This is a genomic window from Streptosporangium sp. NPDC002544 (assembly GCF_040295965.1).
In the GTDB taxonomy this organism is placed as follows: domain Bacteria; phylum Actinomycetota; class Actinomycetes; order Streptosporangiales; family Streptosporangiaceae; genus Streptosporangium.
Genome location: NZ_JBEOWJ010000008.1, coordinates 191,618 through 207,758, shown reverse-complemented (window position 1 = coordinate 207,758; position 16,141 = coordinate 191,618). Strand labels below are relative to the sequence as shown.

Sequence of the window (16,141 nt, the reverse complement as noted above, 5' to 3'; positions counted from 1 at the left end):
TTCGGAGGTCGCAATGCCCAAGTTCGGCGTATGGCTGGTCGGTGCTCGAGGATCGGTGGCGACCACCGCGATAGTCGGTGCCGCCGCCTTCAGGGCGGGGATCTCCCCTCCTCGCGGCTGCGTCACCGACATCCCCGGCTTCCCCGGCACGCTTCCGCCGTTCGCCGACCTGGTCTTCGGCGGCCACGACACGGCGGAGATCTCCCTGCGCAAACGAGCCGAGCAGCTGAGCGAAGCAGGCGTGATCCCGGCGCATCTGCCCGCCTTGCTCGCCGGGGATCTGGCCGCCGCGGAGGCCGAGATCCGGCCGGGGCACGCGTCCGGCGACGCTCCGCAGAGCGCGGCCGCCGCCCGCCTGATCCGCGATCTCGTCGAGTTCCGCGAGAGACACGGGGCGGACCGCGTCGTCGTGGTCAACGTGTCGTCGACCGAGCCCCCCGCCGTGTGGCGCCCCGAGTTCGAGCGGCTGGCCGACCTGGAGGAGGCGCTGGCGGGCGGGGCGGAGGTCCTGCCTCCCAGCTCGCTCTACGCATACGCCGCCTTCCACGCGGGCTGCGCCTATGTCGAGTTCACCCCGTCCACCGGGCCGACCCTGCCCGCGCTGGCGGAGCTGTCCGCCTTGAAGGCCGTGCCGTACGCGGGGCAGGACGGCAAGACCGGGGAGACCCTGGTCAAGAGCGCGCTGGCGCCCATGTTCGCGGGCCGGGCGCTGCAGGTGCGCTCCTGGTCGGGCCTGAACCTGCTCGGCGGAGGGGACGGCGCCACCCTCGCCAATCCGGACGCCAGGGCGAGCAAGCAGATGTCGAAGAACCGGGCCGTCACCGGCGTGCTCGGGGCGGGAATCGACGGCCAGACGCACATCGACTACGTCCCCGACCTCGGTGAGTGGAAGACCGCCTGGGACCACGTCACGTTCGAGGGTTTCCTCGGCGTGCGGATGACCTTCCAGTTCACCTGGCAGGGCTGTGACTCCGCGCTGGCCGCGCCCCTCGTCCTCGATCTCGCCCGGCTGGTCGCCCGGGCGCATGAGAAGGGCCGGCACGGTGTGCTCCCCGAACTCGGTTACTTCTTCAAGGATCCCCTGGCGACGGATGAGCACGGGCTCGCCGAGCAGTACGCTCGGCTGCGCGCCTTCGCCGAGGAACTGTCGTGAGGGCGCTGCTCGAACTGGTCAGAGCACCCGCCGCGCTTTCCGTACCCGGCGACACCATGGCCGGTGCGGCGGCGGCAGGACGACCCGCCACCCCCGGACCGGCCGTCGCCTCCTTGTTCCTCTACTTGTCGGGCATGGCGCTCAACGACTGGGCCGACCGGAAGATCGACGCCGTCGAGCGACCGGAACGCCCCATCCCCTCAGGGCGGATCACCCCCGGCCGCGCGCTCGGCATCGCCGTGACACTGACCGGTGCCGGCCTGCTCACGGCGGCGCTCGCGGACGGGCGTCGCGGGCTGGCCCGCGCCGGGCTGCTCGCGGGCGCCGTGTGGGCGTACGACCTCGGGCTCAAGCGGACGGCCGCGGGACCCGCGGCCATGGCCGCCTGCCGGGCGCTCGACGTGCTGCTCGGCACGGGCGAGCGCGCCGGGACCGGTGGGCTGATGGCCCTGGCGATCGGCGCGCACACCTACGGGATCAGCCTGTTGGGCCGCGCGGAGGTGAAGGGGGCACACCGAGGAACGATCAACGGTGCGCTGGCGGCGAGCGCGACCGCGGCCGGGCTGGCTGCCCTGAGCTGCCTGGGAGGGGGCCGTCACCCGACACCGCCGAACGGGCCGTGTCCCGGGAACGCCACTTTCCCGGTGCCCGCGTCGCACCGCGCCGACGCTCCGGCACCGCATGACCGGGCCGCCGCGGTCGCGCTGCTCGTGGGCTATGCCGCCGTGACCGCCGGTGCGCAGGCCGGGCTGCGGGCCAGTCCGGACCCCGACCAGGTACGGCACGCCGTACGGCTCGGCATCCTCGGCCTGATCCCGCTCCAGGCGGCGGGCGTCGCGGGACGGGGCCGGCTCGCGCAGGCCTGCGCGCTGCTGGCGGCGATGCCCGCAGGCCAGTGGCTCTCGGCCCGGATGGCGACGTCGTGAACTGGGCCTACTGCACGAACGGCTTCTCCGACCACCGGCTTCCCGAGGCACTCGCGATCCTGGCCGACCTCGGTTACAACGGGGCGGCGATCACCCTTGACCACGGCCATCTCGACCCCTACGCCGCCGGATCGGCGCACGAGGTGGCGCTGATCGCCAAGCGACTCGGTGCGCTCGGCCTCGGCGCGGTCGTCGAGACCGGCGGGCGCTACACGCTGGATCCGTGGCGCAAACACCACCCGACGTTGCTGGACGACGACGCCGGCGCGGCACAGCGGGCCGATCTCCTGAGCAGGGCACTGCGGATCGCCGCCGACCTGGGCGCTCCCGTGGTACATCTGTGGAGCGGCGTGCGACCCGCCGAGGTCCCCGAAGCAGAGGCATGGGCGCGACTGGTCCGCTGGTGCGAACGGCTTCTCGACGAGGCCGACCGTGTCGGGGTCACGCTGGGGTTCGAGCCGGAGCCGGGGATGCTCGTGGCGGACCTCGCCGGGTACGAGCGGCTGCGCCGCCTGCTCGGCGGCCATCACCGTCTCGGGCTCACCCTGGACATCGGCCACTGCCGGTGCCTCGAACCGTATGACGTCCCCGAGTGCGTGCGGCGGGCACTGCCGTACCTCGCGCACGTGCAGATCGAGGACATGCGCCGGGGCGTCCACGAGCACCTGGAGTTCGGCGCGGGTGAGATCGACTTCCCGCCGGTGCTCGCCGCGCTCGACGGCTACCGAGGCCTGGTCGCGGTCGAACTCGCCCGGCACGGTCACGCCGCCCCCGAGGTGGCCCGCAGGTCCATCGACTTCCTGAGGAGGGCGTATGAGCGAGCAGGAGTGGACGGCGCAGGCCGTACAGCAGGTGAAGGCCGCCCCTGAGTCGGCGCGGCTGCTGTTCCCGCAGGCCGGGCGGCGCGGCGGACCCGGCGCGCGACACGCGCTGCTGACCGCGCTGCGCGGTAACCCGGCCGTGATCGGCGAGCTCTACCGGCGCGGCGACACCGGCGAGCGGCTGGCGATCCTGGACGCCCTGCCCGAGCTCGCGGTCGGCGCGGCCGCCGTTCCGCTGGTCGAGGACGCGCTGCGCACCAACGACGCCAGGCTGGTCGCCGCCGCGCTCGGCCCCTATGGCTCACGATGGCTGGACGACCACGCCTTCCGTCACGGCGTGCTCAAGTGCGTCTTCCTGTCGATCCCGCTCGCGTCCGTCGCGGGGCTCGACCGCCGCTTCGACACCGAGCTCGCCAGAATGCTCGCCGATCACGCCGCCGAGCGGCGGGCCGCGGGCCGACCGGTTCCCCGAGATGTGCTGGAGAGGCTCTGATGCGAATCTTCGACCCCCACATTCACATGACGTCCCGGACCACCGACGACTACGAGCGGATGCGCGCCGCAGGGGTGCGGGCGGTGGTCGAGCCCGCCTTCTGGCTGGGGCAGCCGCGCACCAACGTCGGCAGCTTCCTCGACTACTTCGACGGGCTCCTCGGCTGGGAACCGTACCGTGCCGCGCAGTACGGCATCCGGCACCACTGCGCGCTTGCGCTCAACCCCAAGGAGGCGAACGACCCGCGGTGCACGGACGTGCTCGCCGAACTGCCGAACTATCTGCTCAAGGACTCCGTGGTCGCGGTCGGCGAGATCGGCTACGACTCGATGACCCCGGCCGAGGAGCACGCCTTCGAGGCCCAGCTCGCGATGGCGGCCGACAGCGACCTGCCCGTCCTGGTACACACGCCGCACCGCGACAAGGTAGCGGGCACCCGGCGCACGCTCGACGTCGTCCGCGCCTCGGGGACGGCGCCAGAGCGGGTGCTCGTCGACCACCTCAACGAGCCGACCGTGGGCCTGGTCGCGGAGTCGGGTTGCTGGATGGGATTCTCTATCTATCCCGACACCAAGATGGACCCGCACCGGATGGTGGCGATCCTCAGGGAGTACGGCACGGCGCGGATGCTGGTGAACTCGGCCGCCGACTGGGGCCGCAGCGATCCGCTGAAGACCCGCGAGGTCGCCGACGCCATGCTCGCGGCCGGGTTCACCGCCGACGACGTGGACCAGGTCCTGTGGCGCAACCCCGTCGCCTTCTACGGGCAGAGCGGACGGCTCGATATCGGCGCGCCGTCCGGCGACCACGCTCTCGACGCCCCGTCCGCCGAGCCGGACTTCGCGGGCAACACGATCAGGCGGGGCTGAAACGCATGCGCTTCCGGCATCCCGACGGCTCGACCGTCCACCTCGCCTACTGCACCAACGTCCACCCCGCCGAGGACCTGCCCGGCATCCACGCGCAACTCACCGGCTTCGCCGCGCGGGTGCGGGACCTGCTCGGCGTCGATCGGCTCGGGATCGGGCTGTGGCTGCCCCATGGGGCGGCGCGGTCGCTGATCACCGACGCCGCCGAGCTCGTACGGCTCCGCGCCCTGCTCAGCCGGCTCGGGCTGGAGGTGGTGACGCTCAACGGCTTCCCCTATCGCGGCTTTCACGACGAGGTCGTGAAATACCGGGTCTACTTCCCGGACTGGACATCACGCGAGCGGGCGCGTTACACGCTCGATCTGGCAGAGATCCTTGCCCGCCTGCTGCCGGACGACGTCAGCGAGGGCACGATCTCGACCCTCCCCCTCACCTGGCGCACCGAGTGGACGGCGGACAGCGCTGCGACGGCCATGGCGAACGTGGACGCCGTAGCGGAGGGGCTGCGCGTGCTCGCCGACCGTACCGGCAAGCTGATCCGGCTGGGGTTCGAACCCGAACCCGGCTGCGTCGTGGAGACCACCGCACAGGCGGCGCGGCTGCTGCGAGACGTGGACCGCGACCACCTCGGCGTCTGCCTGGACGCCTGCCACCTGGCAGTGGGCTTCGAACCGGCCGCGAACGCCGCAGAACTGAGGCTTCCGATCGTGAAATTCCAGGCATCCTGCGCGCTGGAGTCGCCACCGGGCAGCCAGGCGGCGCTGGTCGCGTTCGACGAGAATCGCTTCCTCCACCAGACCCGCGCGGCGTCCGGAGCCGTGGACGACCTGGACGCGGCCCTGGCCGGCGCCCTGCCCACCGAGGAGACCTGGCGGGTGCACTTCCACATGCCGCTGCACACCACACCGCCGCCGCCCCTCACCACCACCGCGCCCTACCTCAAGGAGCTGCTGCGCGCCCTGCTCGGCGGCGGTTCCCCCCTGACCCGGCACGTCGAGGTGGAGACCTACACCTGGAACGTACTGCCCGCAACGCCGGTGGACCTCGCCGAGGGCATCGCCGCCGAACTCGACTGGACGCGCCGGGAACTGGCCATACTCGGACTCAAGGAGCTGTGATGCCGCCCCTGGTCGTGATCAACGTGGTGGGCCTGACCCCACGACTGCTGGCCCACATGCCGGGCGTCGCGAAGGTCGGCGCAGCCGCGGCGCTGCGGCCCGTCCTGCCCGCCGTCACCTGCTCCATGCAGGCCACCCTGCTGACCGGCGCCATGCCGCGCGACCACGGCATCGTCGGCAACGGCTGGTACTTCAGAGACCTCGGCGAGGTGCTTCTCTGGCGCCAGCACAACGCGCTCATCCAGGGCGGCCAACTCTGGGACGCCGTGCCCGGCCTGCGCACCGCCAACGTCTGCTGGTGGTACGCCATGGGAGCCGCCAGCGACCTGCTCGTCACGCCGCGCCCGATCTATCACGCCGACGGCCGCAAGTCACCCGACTGCTACACCCGGCCACCCTCACTGCATGACGACCTCGAAAGCCGCTTCGGCCCGTTCCCCCTGTTCAGCTACTGGGGACCGAACGCCGGCATCGCCTCCTCCCGGTGGATCGTGGCCGCGGCCCGCCACATCCTGCACGAGGAGCGGCCCGACCTGCTCATGGTCTACGTCCCGCACCTCGACTACGACCTGCAGCGGTACGGCCCGGACGGGCCGGAGGCCGTCAGGGCGGCCCAGGCGGTGGACGCCGCCCTGGCTCCTCTCCTGGCCGAGGACGCCACCGTGGTGGTGCTGTCGGAGTACGGCATCACCAACGCCACGACGCCCGTCGACATCAACCGGGCGCTGCGCTCGGCCGGGCTGCTTGAGGTCCACACCCAGGCTGGAATGGAGTACCTCGACCCGTGGACGTCGCGCGCCTTCGCGGTGGCCGACCACCAGATCGCCCACGTGTACGTGCGTGACCCCGCCGACCTGCGTCGGGCCCGCGACGTGATCGCCGACCTGGCCGGCGTGGACGAGGTCCTCGACCAGGCGGGGAAGGCCAAGTACGGGCTTGACCACGAACGCGCGGGCGAACTCGTCGCGGTCGCCGAGCCGCACGCGTGGTTCACCTACTACTACTGGTTCTCCGACGACCGGGCGCCCGACTTCGCCCGGCTCGTGGACATCCACCGCAAACCCGGCTACGACCCCGCCGAGCTGTTCATGGATCCCGCCGACCCGCTCGTGAAAGTCCGCGCGGGCCTGGCGCTGGCCCGCAAGCGGCTCGGCTTCCGCTACACGATGCCGGTGGTGCCGCTCGATCCGGCCCCGGTGCGCGGAAGCCACGGTCGCCTCCCTGACGATCCCAGCGACGGACCCGTACTACTCGGCCCCTTTGATCGAGATGCCTACGACGCCACCGAGGTCGAGGGTTTGCTGACGGCGGTCATCCGGGGTGGCGGGCTCCCGCGCTGATAAGGGCGACGCGCGGGCGAAGGCCGGCCTCTTCCGGCGCCAGCACTTCACCGGATGGGTGAGGTGTGCGTGTTCGGGATGAGCGCCGCCGCCGCATCGTGGTCAGCCCCACCGCGGCGGAACCGGAACGGCAGCGGGATGAGATGTCCACGTTCGCCCAGCGGTTCGCCCTCCCCGGTACCGGCTGAACACCAACGTGTTCGTGCCGGAGGTGCTCTCGGGCCGACTCGGACTCGACCTGTCCGGGCGGACCGGCGCGGATCGGGTGCTGGAGACGAACGCGGAGATCGCGACGAGGCTCTACATCACCACCTCGACCGTCGAGTATCACCTCACCAAGGATTTCAGGAAGCTCCGCCTCACCTCTCGACGGCAGTTGCACCAGTTGACCAAGGACGACGAGCACGGCACCCGCAGGCTGCACCTGGCCGGTGTCACCGCCAACCCGGCCGGGACATGGGTGGCCCAACAGGCCCGGAATCTGGCCATGGAGCTGGGCGGCACAGTCACGCAGCCGATCACTGACCTGGCTGACTTCCGCTCCATCCAGCGGCAACCGATCCTCGATGGCCTGATCAACCAGTACCACCGGGCGGCCTGAACCTGCAGGTCACCGACGAGAATCCTATTTTCGAGCGCTACAACCTCCTACTTCCTGCCGTTCAACTACGTTGCCGGTCAACGGCGACCTATCAGGACGCAGGGCGAGACATTCCCCTGGTTCTTGGACATGGGTTCATGTCGGGGCCACCACCCTGGCGAGGACAACCCCGATTGATCACCACACGGTCGACCGAACACGCGTTCCCTCGATCGGCCGACCGTGCCTGCTGGGCGTACGGAAGCCCGAGGCTGAGAGACCTCAGGTCATCACGACGCCGCCGTCGACCGCGATGGTCTGGCCGGTGATGTTCACGGCCTGCTCGCTCATCAGGAAGGATACGATCGCGGCGATGTCGTCCGTAGTTTGCGGCCGCTTCATCGGGACCAGCGCATCGACGAACCCTGCGAAGATCTTCTCCGGCGTCGAACCGGCATACGCCGGATCGCTCTCCAGAAGCCACTCGCTGGTCTTCCGCCACATGTCGGTCCAGATCAGCCCCGGCATCACGGCATTGGCCCGTACACCAGTGACGGCCCCCGCCCTGGCCACGGCATGGGTCAGCTCGATCACCGCAGCCTTCGACGGACCGTAGTCGGCGAGCATGTCCATGCCGAGCCGAGCGGCGATCGAGGCGACATTGACTATCGCCCCGGGCCGTCCGGCACGGCGGCGCAGGAATTCCTGACAGCTGAGGAACGTTCCTCGGGTGTTCACCGCGAATGTGCGGTCCCACTGTTCGTCCGTCAGCTCAGGAAATGGGACGAACAGTCCGATCCCGGCAACGTTGGCCAATGCCGTGACCTCACCGAGCCGCTCCTCGGCGGTCGTGAACGCCGCCCGCACGGACTCTCGATCGCGCACGTCACACCTGGTGTGGGCGACGGTCGTCGACGAGGGCCACTTCGGCCGGGCTGCCCAGCGGCTGTACGTGAGCGCACCCTCGCTGAGCCAGCAGGTGCGGAAGCTGGAACGCACGCTTGGCGTGGAGTTGATCGACCGCTCGGCGCACCCGCTGCGCCCGACCGAGGCGGGGAGACGGTTCCTCGTCGAAGCGCGTGAGGCGCTCGCCGCGTCCGACCGTGCGGTATCCGCCGTTGCCGCCTACCAGCGCGGCCTCACCGGCTGCCTGCGGCTTGGGTTCATGACCGCCGCCGCCGCCGGCCCGCACAGCCGCCGGCTGCTCGACGAGTTGCACAGACGGATCCCGACATCATCAATCCGGCTTGTCGAACTGCCCTGGCCACAACAGGCATCCGCGGTTCGCTCAGGCCATGTGGACGCCGCCCTTGTGCGTCCGCCGATAGCGGACACGACCGGCCTGCGGTTCGACGTCGTGCTTCACGAGCCACGTGTGGTGGCGCTGCCGGTGGCGCACCGACTGGCCGGCCGAGCGACCGTCTCGCTCGCCGAGCTGGATGGGGAACCACACGTCACCGACGACGAGGCGGACGAGCAGTGGGTGCGGTGGTGGGCGTGTGATCCGCGACCGAGCGGTGTGCCTGTCCGTTACGGGCCGTCCGTGCACACGATGGATGAGTTGCTGGAGGTTGTCGCCGCAGGGCTCGCCATCTCGATCACCGGAGGCTTCGTCAGTCACAGCCGCTGGCATCCCGATGTCGTGTTCGTGCCGGTCATGGACGTCGAACCCTGCCCGCTGTCCCTGTTTACCCGTTCGTCCGATGATTCCGCCCTGGTCACGGCGCTACGACGAGCCGCACACGCGATTGGCACCGAATCCGTCACCCCGGAGTGGGCCTGACCCGGGATCGAAGCCGGCTACCCCTAGAGGGCGCCGGCCTGGCGTGCCGCGTGGACGGCGGCGGTGCGGTTGTGCACGCCGAGCTTGCTCATGGCCGTGCGCATGTAGGCCTTGACGGTCTGCGGGCTCAGCCCCAGTCGCGCGGCGATCTCCACGTTGGAGGCGCCCACCGCGGCCAGGCTCAGCACGTCGCGTTCGCGCTGGGCCAGCGTGATGGTGGCGGGCACCCGCACGCCGGGGCCGACCAAGGCCCGGTGGATCCGGGCCAGTCGCGCGAGCAGAGCGGGGTCGGTGATGCTCCGTACGACATCGGCCAGCTCGGCGATCGCGGCGTGGGCGGAGCCGGGATGAGGCTCCTCGGTGCCAGGTCGCAACAGGTCCTCGACATCCTGTTGCATCTGGGCCGCCACCACGCCGGCGCTGTTCAGCGCCCGATCCCCGATCGGCTGGGGGTCGCGCACCGCGCCGTACATCACGCTGTGGACGACGCCGCGCACGACCACCGGCACGGCGAAGACCGAGGTGATGCGCTCCTCCTCCACCACGATGCGGTCGTAGTCGTGCGTGATGGTCGTGGTTGTCGCGTAGTCGTTGACCCGGCGAGGGGATCCCTCGTGCAGCACGGAGCCGCCAAGGCCGCGGCCGGTGTCCACGGCGAGACCTCTGAGCGAGTCGCCAAGGGTACCGACGAGACGGCTCAGGACGAGTTGCCGCCTGGTGGCTGCGGGCCTGGTGTATCCGCCGAAGACGACAGGCACGCCGGTCACCCGCTGGAGCCGCCGAAGCCGCTCCGGGAGTAGTTTGTCGATCGCGGTGCGCACCTCGACGTCATCGTCCACGGACCCTCCCAGCGGTCGAGACCGGCCGCCGTACGTCGTTCTCCGAGGCGGCGAGCCGTGTAAGGGAAGCAGGATACGACACAGGTCAGGGCATGGACACTCCCGCTCGGGAATGGCGCGCGACCGTGTCCTGCGGAGTCACGGTAGAGGGCAGCCGGCTACCCCCTCAAGGGGGTATTGCGCGGCTCGGGTGTGTCGCACGCTCATGAGGTCCGCCAACAACGGCACCTCGAGCACCGTGAGGCGGCGTCAGCCTGCTAACGAGAGGAGATACGCGGTGAACGTGACCGACGCCTACCGTGCGAGCCGGGATCAGTTGCTGTCGCTGCGTGGCGAGCATGCCCGGGCGGTGGCCGAGTTCCGCTGGCCGGAGCTGGGCGAGCGGTTCAACTGGGCGGTGGACTGGTTCAACGCGATCGCGCGGGACAACGACCGTCCGGCGCTGGTGCTGCTGGAGGAGGACGGGACCGCGACACAGCGCAGTTTCGCGGAGCTGGCGCGGGCCTCGGACCGGCTGGCGGCCTGGCTGGCCGCGCACGGCGTACGCAAGGGCGACCCGGTGGTTCTCATGCTCGGCAACCAGGTCGAGCTGTGGGAGTGCATGCTCGCGGTGATGAAGCTGGGGGCGGTGATCATGCCGACCACCCCCGCGGCCGGCCCGGCGGACCTGGTCGATCGGATCGGCCGGGGCGGGGCGGGGCACGTGATCTGCAACGCCGCCGACGTGGGCAGGTTCGCCCACGTCCCCGGGGACTACACCCGGATCAGCGTAGGTGCGGCCGAGGGGTGGGCCGATCTGCGGGGCGCCGCCGCTCTGGAGCACGCGCCGGTGGGGCATCCGGGCACGGCGCCGGGCGATCCGCTGCTGTTGTACTTCACCTCGGGAACCACCTCACGGCCCAAGCTGGTCGAGCACACCCAGGTCTCCTACCCGGTGGGGCACGTGTCGACGATGTACTGGTTGGGGTTGCGGCCCGGGGATGTGCACCTGAACATCTCCTCGCCGGGGTGGGCCAAGCACGCTTGGTCGTCTTTCTTCGCCCCGTGGATCGCTGAGGCCACGATCCTCGTCTACACCTACCGCCGTTTCGACGCCGCCGCGCTGCTGAGGCGGCTCCGCGAGCTGGAGGTCACCTCGTTCTGCGCGCCGCCGACGGTGTGGCGGATGCTGATCAAGGCCGAGCTGGGCGAGCGCCCGGTCGCGCTGCGGGAGGCCGTGGCCGCTGGGGAGCCGCTCAACCCCGAGGTGATCGAGCAGGTCCGGCGTGCGTGGGGGCTGACAGTCCGAGATGGTTTCGGGCAGACCGAGACGACCGCGCAGGTGGGCAACACCCCCGGCTCGCCGGTACGTCCCGGCTCGATGGGGCGCCCACTGCCCGGTGTCCCGGTGGTCCTGGTCGACCCGGTCACCGGCCGCCAGGTCAGCGGGGTCGGGGAGGGGGAGATCTGCCTGGACCTCTCGCGCAGGCCGCTGCCGTTGATGACCGGCTACCAGGACGACATCGAGCGCGATGCCGAGGCGATGGCCGGGGGCTACTACCACACCGGGGACGTGGCCGCCGTCGACGACGAGGGGTACATCACCTACATCGGGCGTACCGACGACGTCTTCAAGGCCAGCGACTACAAGATCAGCCCGTTCGAGCTGGAGTCGGTACTGATCGAGCACCCGGCGGTGGCCGAGGCGGCCGTGGTCCCCGCCCCCGACCCGGTACGGCTGGCCGTGCCCAAGGCCTACATCGCCCTGACCCCGGGCCATGCGCCGACGAGGGAGACGGCGCTGTCGATCCTGCGCTACGCCCGCGAGCGCCTGGCCCCCTACCAGCGAATCCGCCGGATCGAGTTCCACGAGCTGCCCAAGACCATCTCCGGCAAGATCCGCCGGGTCGAGCTGCGCGCACGGGAGAACGAGTCGGCGGGGCAGGGCAACGGCGCCGAGTGGCGCGAGGACCAGTTTCCCGAACTCGGCCCAACGCGCCGAGTGTGAGTATCGATACCACCGAGAGCGCGAGACCCGGCTGGCAGGCGATGGGCGGGCCCTGAGCTTGTCGTTTAACCTGCGCGTTGTTGTCGAGCAATGAGGGTTTTGTCGCGTTTGACGGTTTTCCCGACGTCGTGATGCCGGGCGGGCCTGCGGTTGGTCGAGCCAGAAGGACGCCCGGGACCGGGCGTGGAGGGTTTCGGTGCACGGGCCGGCAACCGGGAGGCTGTCGCGTAACTCCCAGCCCCGGGCGGTCAAGAGGTGTTCTTGGCGTGGAGAAAGAGCTTGTTCAGGTTGTGGACGGCTCCCAGGAGTTTGATCTCGGTGTCCACGCCGGCGGTGCCTCGGTAGTTGAGGTGGCGTCCGAATCGTTGGAAGAGCTGAGCGAAGCCGGGTTCGAGCAGGGCACTATCCCGGTCGCGCCGTTCGGGGCGCAGCCGGCGGGAACGGCGGTCGGGTGAGCGAGGTGCTTCACGTCAACCGGCTGTGACGGAGCCCGAAGCCGCCTGTCCGGTGGTTGGCCACCCGGCCGGCGGCGTCGCGGCTGCCTGGCCGTGGCGACCATCCCCTCCGGGGGACGCCGGGATCAGGTGGGCGGCGAGATTCTCCTGAACGGCGGTGAGCACGGCGAACTGCGCCGGGCCGAGGGTGCTCTCGTCGTGCTCGCCGGTGATCTCGTGGAAGTCCGCCCCACTGTCGGAGAGGGCGTCCGCTCGGTCGAGGCCGGGAAGGGCGGCGAGCACGAAATCGGTGTAGTCGCGCGCGAGCCGGTCGAGTTCAGCCGGATCGTGCCCGCCGTCCGCGAGGGCTGCGAAGCGGTGTGACAGTTCCACATAGCGGGACAGGTTCGGGGCGGTGGTCAAGGTCTCGTACATGGTCGTGAGCTGCGCGGTCGTCGCGGCGGGGTCGTCGGCCAGGGCGATCACGAGAAGGAGGTCCTCTTTGTCGCGGTTCAGGACCGCAGCGGGTAGCCCGGCCGCCTCAAGCGTGGCGAGGGCAGCGCCGAGCCTGGCGGGCAGTTCGGGGTCTCGGTTGTCCCGCAGCAGCTGATCGAGCACAGACCGTTTGCGGGCGATGAGCGCCGCCTGCTCGTCGAGTTCGGAACGCAGTTCGCCGATGGCCTCGCGCAAGCCGGCCGCCTGCCCGTCGAGAAGATCCCTGATCCGGCTCAGCGAGAGACCGAGGTCGCGCATGCCGCGGATGCGCTGCAGGCGGATAAGCGCGCCCGCACCGTAGAGGCGGTACCCGTTGGCGGCGCGTTCGGGCTCGGGCAGGAGCCCTTTGCGGTGGTAGAGACGGATCGCCTTGGGAGTGGTCCCGCAGTGCCGGGCGAGGTCACCGATCGTCAGCATGTCCGGCGGTCCTTTCTTGCGGGGCGGATGCTCCCTCGTCGAGCTTGCGGAACGTGGCCGTCGTCGCGATGAGCGCGGTCGCGGTCACCCAGAGCAGCCCCAGGGTAAGCGAGGCAGTGGTGAGGGTGAAGAGATCGATGATCATTCCCGTGACGAAGACGGCGACGGGGCCGGCGAGTGAGGAGGACATGTTCTGCACGCTGAAGACACGGCCGCGGGCATGCTCGGGAATCGCCTCCTGGGTGATCACGCCGAGCACGGAGTTGAGGACGCCCATCCCGGCGCCCGTGACGACCGAGCCGAGCAGGATGACCGGGTAGGAGGCCAAGGTGGCGAGGATCAGGACGCCGGCGGCGAGGGTGACGAGGGCGCCCGTCGCCCAGAGCCTGCGACGGGTGTCGCCACCGGTCGCCGCGTACAGTCCCGCACCGGCGATCATGCCGACGGCGATCGCGACGAGGACCGTGCCGAGCAGACCGGGCGTGCCCGCCTGGGTGAAGTAAACGGGCATGACGATGCCCTGGAAGGAGGCGAGAACGACGGCGCACGCGGTGATGAACAGGGTCACCGTCACCAGCCGGCGGCTCCCTCCGATGACGGCGAATCCCGCACGCAACTCGCCGAAGACGTCCCGGAGCCCGTCGAGCCGGCGCAGCCCGGCCGGTCTCGCACCGACCTCGCGCGGAAGCAGGGCGCCGCAGATCGCCGAGACGAGGGAGATCACCGCGATGCCCCACAGCACCGCCACCGGTGGCGCGACCGACATCGCGAGCCCGGCGGCACCGGGCCCGATGATGATCATCGAGGCGCCGATGCCCTCGCGAAGGCCCATCACCCGTTCCAGGCCGGTACCGCTCAAGCGGGCGACCTCGGACACCATCGCCTCTCTGGCCGTCATCCCCGGGATGTCCGCCAGGGCGCCGAGGACGCCCAGAAGGCCGAACCAGCCGAGGTTCAGGCCCCAGAGCAGGTCGACGAGCGGAAGCGCGGCCACCGCGAGAGCCGACAGCACATCGCCGACGATCGCGGACGTCCGCCGGCTGACCCTGTCGACGACGAGGCCGCCCACGAGCCCTCCGGCCACGATGGGCAACGCGGCCACGAGCGACACCGTGCCCGCGGCGCTCACGCTGCCCAGGCGTTCCAGCGCCAGCAACGGCAGCGCGATGGCGATCAGCGAGTTACCCAGCAGCGACAAGGCTTCCGCGGTGAGGTAGAGGAAGAGGATCCGGTTCACACGGTCAGCGTCCACCCCTGTCCCAGGGACAAGGTCAACCGGCGCGGACGCGCACCTTGCCCTTGCGTGCCGACAGCCCGCGCGTGACGCACGCCGACGACGTCGCCGCGCTGCCGGCCGACCTGCAGATATCGAGCTTGACAAGTTCCGAACGGCGCGTAGCCCGGTGAACGTCGGCGGCCGACCTTGGGCTTCTATGCTTCGCCGGGGAGGTGGACGATGGTTTCGGTGCCGTCGTCCCAGCGCCACGGCACGCGGTGGCCCTGCAGATGCACGCCGCCGATCCACCGGTCGATGCCGTTGAGGGCGATCTGGTCGGCCTCTCCGGCCAGCACCCGCGCCCCGGTGTCGGTCAGGCACACACCCGTCGTCCGCTCCACGGGGCGGCCAGGCGGGTCGAGACGGAGCAGCGGGTGTGGCCCCGCTGCCATCCGGTCCATCCGGCTGAAGCACGTGATGTCCCCCATGTACGGCCGCGTCTCCCGCGCCCCGGCCCTCACGAAGGCCATCCCGGCATCGGACGCGCCGTCGGCGACGGCGGCCAGCACCCGCCGCTCGGTCAGCGACAGACCGTCCCGCGTCGCCGGATACTCCCGGCTGAGCCGGTCGAATGCCTCGCCCAGGAAGCGCAGCTCGCCCAGCCGCGCGGAGGCGATGGAGCCCAGGCCCTCGGGAGTGGGCGCGCGGAAGGCCGCCCACGCGCGGACGGCCAGCTCGAGCGCCGCCGGGGTCAGCCGCGCACACGCGTTCGTGTGCGGCAGCTCACGCAACTGCTCGGCGGTCAGCTCCCCGAGGCCGCCGAAGCGGGCGATGCCCGCGTGTTCACCTATGCAGATCAAAGTGATGCGCTCGGAGGGAACGCCCAGATCAGCCAGGCGGGCGAGGATCTCGGCGATCTGCAACTGGTCGTACAGGTCCGCCTCGAACCACAGCACGTACTCCCCGTCGCGGTTGGCCCCCAGGGCCCGGTCCCGCTCGGTGAACTGGCGCATCACCTCGGCGCGCTCGACGCTCTGGTAGCCGGTGAGGTGGTCGACCCTGATCCGGCGCAGCTGGGCCGGCGCCACCTCGGGCACCGGCCCCTCGTGTAGGGGATCGCGCCAGTAGACCACGCGCCGCGCGAGCCCGGTCCCTGGCACGTCGGTGGCGTCGCCGTTGCTGATGTGGAGCGCCTCGGGCATCCAGTCGACCGGGAAGTCGTCCGGCGTCGTCCCCGGGTGCTTGGCGAGGAGCCTGCTGCGGGCGGTCGCGTACGACTCGCCGGTCTTGGCCATCCGGGCGCGCACGTGCCGTTTGAAGCCGGCCTGCTTGGTCATGATCGTCTCCCGCGTCCCGTCCGCGGATCCCCCAGCAATCGCTGCGGCGGGCGCACGATCGACGAACGGTGCCTCGGCCGAGAGGTGGGCCTCCCTTTGCCTCCGTCGAGTGACCCGGCTGGGGCGGGTCTTCGGAGGTTGGGCGCGGACGGTCGCCACCTCTCAAGATACTCGGCGGCCGACACGTCGCGCGACCCCGCCCGCCCAGCGCTGACCAAGAACGTTCGCCGGGTCCGAGGTCAGGCTGTTCTACACCTGCGAGACCACGGCCGGGCGATGCGACTGGTTGGAGTGGCATCCGCTCTAGCCCCCGCGGGCCGACGCGGTGGCGAA

The 16,141-nt window shown here is 70.8% G+C and carries 17 protein-coding genes; 12 read left to right on the top strand and 5 right to left on the bottom strand.

The annotated features are described in order from the left end of the window. The first annotated feature begins 13 nt into the window (after positions 1-13). The 9 genes from ABT061_RS14640 to ABT061_RS14600 all read left to right on the top strand — a co-directional run bounded on the left by ABT061_RS14640 (position 14) and on the right by ABT061_RS14600 (position 7,321). Complete coding sequence (locus tag ABT061_RS14640; RefSeq protein WP_350916636.1) at positions 14-1,153, top strand: inositol-3-phosphate synthase; 1,140 nt, start codon at positions 14-16, stop codon at positions 1,151-1,153. Continuing rightward, on the top strand, positions 1,150-2,079 hold the full coding sequence (locus ABT061_RS14635) for an SCO3242 family prenyltransferase (protein WP_350916633.1): 930 nt from the start codon (positions 1,150-1,152) through the stop codon (positions 2,077-2,079). The genes ABT061_RS14640 and ABT061_RS14635 overlap by 4 nt, the downstream gene beginning before the upstream one ends. Further along, on the top strand, positions 2,076-2,948 hold the full coding sequence (locus ABT061_RS14630; protein WP_350916631.1) for a sugar phosphate isomerase/epimerase family protein: 873 nt from the start codon (positions 2,076-2,078) through the stop codon (positions 2,946-2,948). The genes ABT061_RS14635 and ABT061_RS14630 overlap by 4 nt, the downstream gene beginning before the upstream one ends. Next, on the top strand, positions 2,893-3,393 hold the full coding sequence (locus ABT061_RS14625; RefSeq protein WP_350916628.1) for an EboA domain-containing protein: 501 nt from the start codon (positions 2,893-2,895) through the stop codon (positions 3,391-3,393). The genes ABT061_RS14630 and ABT061_RS14625 overlap by 56 nt, the downstream gene beginning before the upstream one ends. Next, positions 3,393-4,262, top strand: coding sequence for a TatD family hydrolase (locus ABT061_RS14620; RefSeq protein WP_350916625.1), 870 nt, complete (start codon positions 3,393-3,395; stop codon positions 4,260-4,262). The genes ABT061_RS14625 and ABT061_RS14620 overlap by 1 nt, the downstream gene beginning before the upstream one ends. 5 nt (positions 4,263-4,267) lie before the next feature. Beyond that, the gene (gene eboE, locus ABT061_RS14615) at positions 4,268-5,380 is read left to right on the top strand and encodes a metabolite traffic protein EboE (protein ID WP_350916622.1); all 1,113 of its coding nucleotides are present in this window, start codon (positions 4,268-4,270) and stop codon (positions 5,378-5,380) included. After that, positions 5,380-6,720, top strand: coding sequence for an alkaline phosphatase family protein (locus ABT061_RS14610; RefSeq protein ID WP_350916619.1), 1,341 nt, complete (start codon positions 5,380-5,382; stop codon positions 6,718-6,720). The genes eboE and ABT061_RS14610 overlap by 1 nt, the downstream gene beginning before the upstream one ends. 65 nt (positions 6,721-6,785) lie before the next feature. Further along, positions 6,786-6,908, top strand: coding sequence for a hypothetical protein (locus tag ABT061_RS14605; protein ID WP_350916617.1), 123 nt, complete (start codon positions 6,786-6,788; stop codon positions 6,906-6,908). 14 nt (positions 6,909-6,922) lie between these two features. Beyond that, the gene (locus tag ABT061_RS14600) at positions 6,923-7,321 is read left to right on the top strand and encodes a LuxR C-terminal-related transcriptional regulator (RefSeq protein WP_350916614.1); all 399 of its coding nucleotides are present in this window, start codon (positions 6,923-6,925) and stop codon (positions 7,319-7,321) included. 261 nt (positions 7,322-7,582) lie between these two features. Here the strand turns inward: ABT061_RS14600 and ABT061_RS14595 are convergent, their stop codons facing one another. Next, on the bottom strand, positions 7,583-8,185 hold the full coding sequence (locus ABT061_RS14595; protein WP_350916611.1) for an SDR family NAD(P)-dependent oxidoreductase: 603 nt from the start codon (positions 8,183-8,185) through the stop codon (positions 7,583-7,585). 10 nt (positions 8,186-8,195) lie between these two features. On the opposite strand from ABT061_RS14595, the gene ABT061_RS14590 reads away from it, so the two are divergent. Further along, complete coding sequence (locus ABT061_RS14590; protein WP_350916608.1) at positions 8,196-9,083, top strand: LysR family transcriptional regulator; 888 nt, start codon at positions 8,196-8,198, stop codon at positions 9,081-9,083. Positions 9,084-9,106: 23 nt separating this feature from the next. Here ABT061_RS14590 and ABT061_RS14585 read toward each other — a convergent pair whose 3' ends face one another. Continuing rightward, positions 9,107-9,922 carry a helix-turn-helix transcriptional regulator gene (locus tag ABT061_RS14585; RefSeq protein ID WP_350916605.1) on the bottom strand — a complete coding sequence of 272 codons (816 nt, stop codon included), beginning with the start codon at positions 9,920-9,922 and terminating at the stop codon, positions 9,107-9,109. A gap of 277 nt (positions 9,923-10,199) precedes the next feature. On the opposite strand from ABT061_RS14585, the gene ABT061_RS14580 reads away from it, so the two are divergent. Further along, positions 10,200-11,909 (top strand): AMP-binding protein, encoded by a 1,710-nt coding sequence (locus tag ABT061_RS14580; RefSeq protein ID WP_350916602.1) that lies wholly within the window; start codon positions 10,200-10,202, stop codon positions 11,907-11,909. A 266-nt stretch (positions 11,910-12,175) separates the two neighbouring features. After that, positions 12,176-12,364, top strand: a complete 189-nt coding sequence (locus ABT061_RS14575; RefSeq protein ID WP_350916599.1) for a hypothetical protein — start codon at positions 12,176-12,178, stop codon at positions 12,362-12,364. Between the two features lie 15 nt (positions 12,365-12,379). On the opposite strand, the gene ABT061_RS14570 is transcribed toward ABT061_RS14575, so the two are convergent. The 3 genes from ABT061_RS14570 to ABT061_RS14560 all read right to left on the bottom strand — a co-directional run bounded on the left by ABT061_RS14570 (position 12,380) and on the right by ABT061_RS14560 (position 15,808). Continuing rightward, complete coding sequence (locus tag ABT061_RS14570; protein ID WP_350916596.1) at positions 12,380-13,255, bottom strand: MerR family transcriptional regulator; 876 nt, start codon at positions 13,253-13,255, stop codon at positions 12,380-12,382. Continuing rightward, positions 13,239-14,492: an MFS transporter gene (locus tag ABT061_RS14565; RefSeq protein ID WP_350916593.1), complete on the bottom strand. Its 1,254-nt coding sequence runs from the start codon at positions 14,490-14,492 to the stop codon at positions 13,239-13,241. The genes ABT061_RS14570 and ABT061_RS14565 overlap by 17 nt, the downstream gene beginning before the upstream one ends. A 194-nt stretch (positions 14,493-14,686) precedes the next feature. Beyond that, entirely contained in the window at positions 14,687-15,808 is a 1,122-nt protein-coding gene (locus tag ABT061_RS14560) for a hypothetical protein (RefSeq protein WP_350916589.1), read from the bottom strand. Positions 15,809-16,141: the final 333 nt, after the last annotated feature.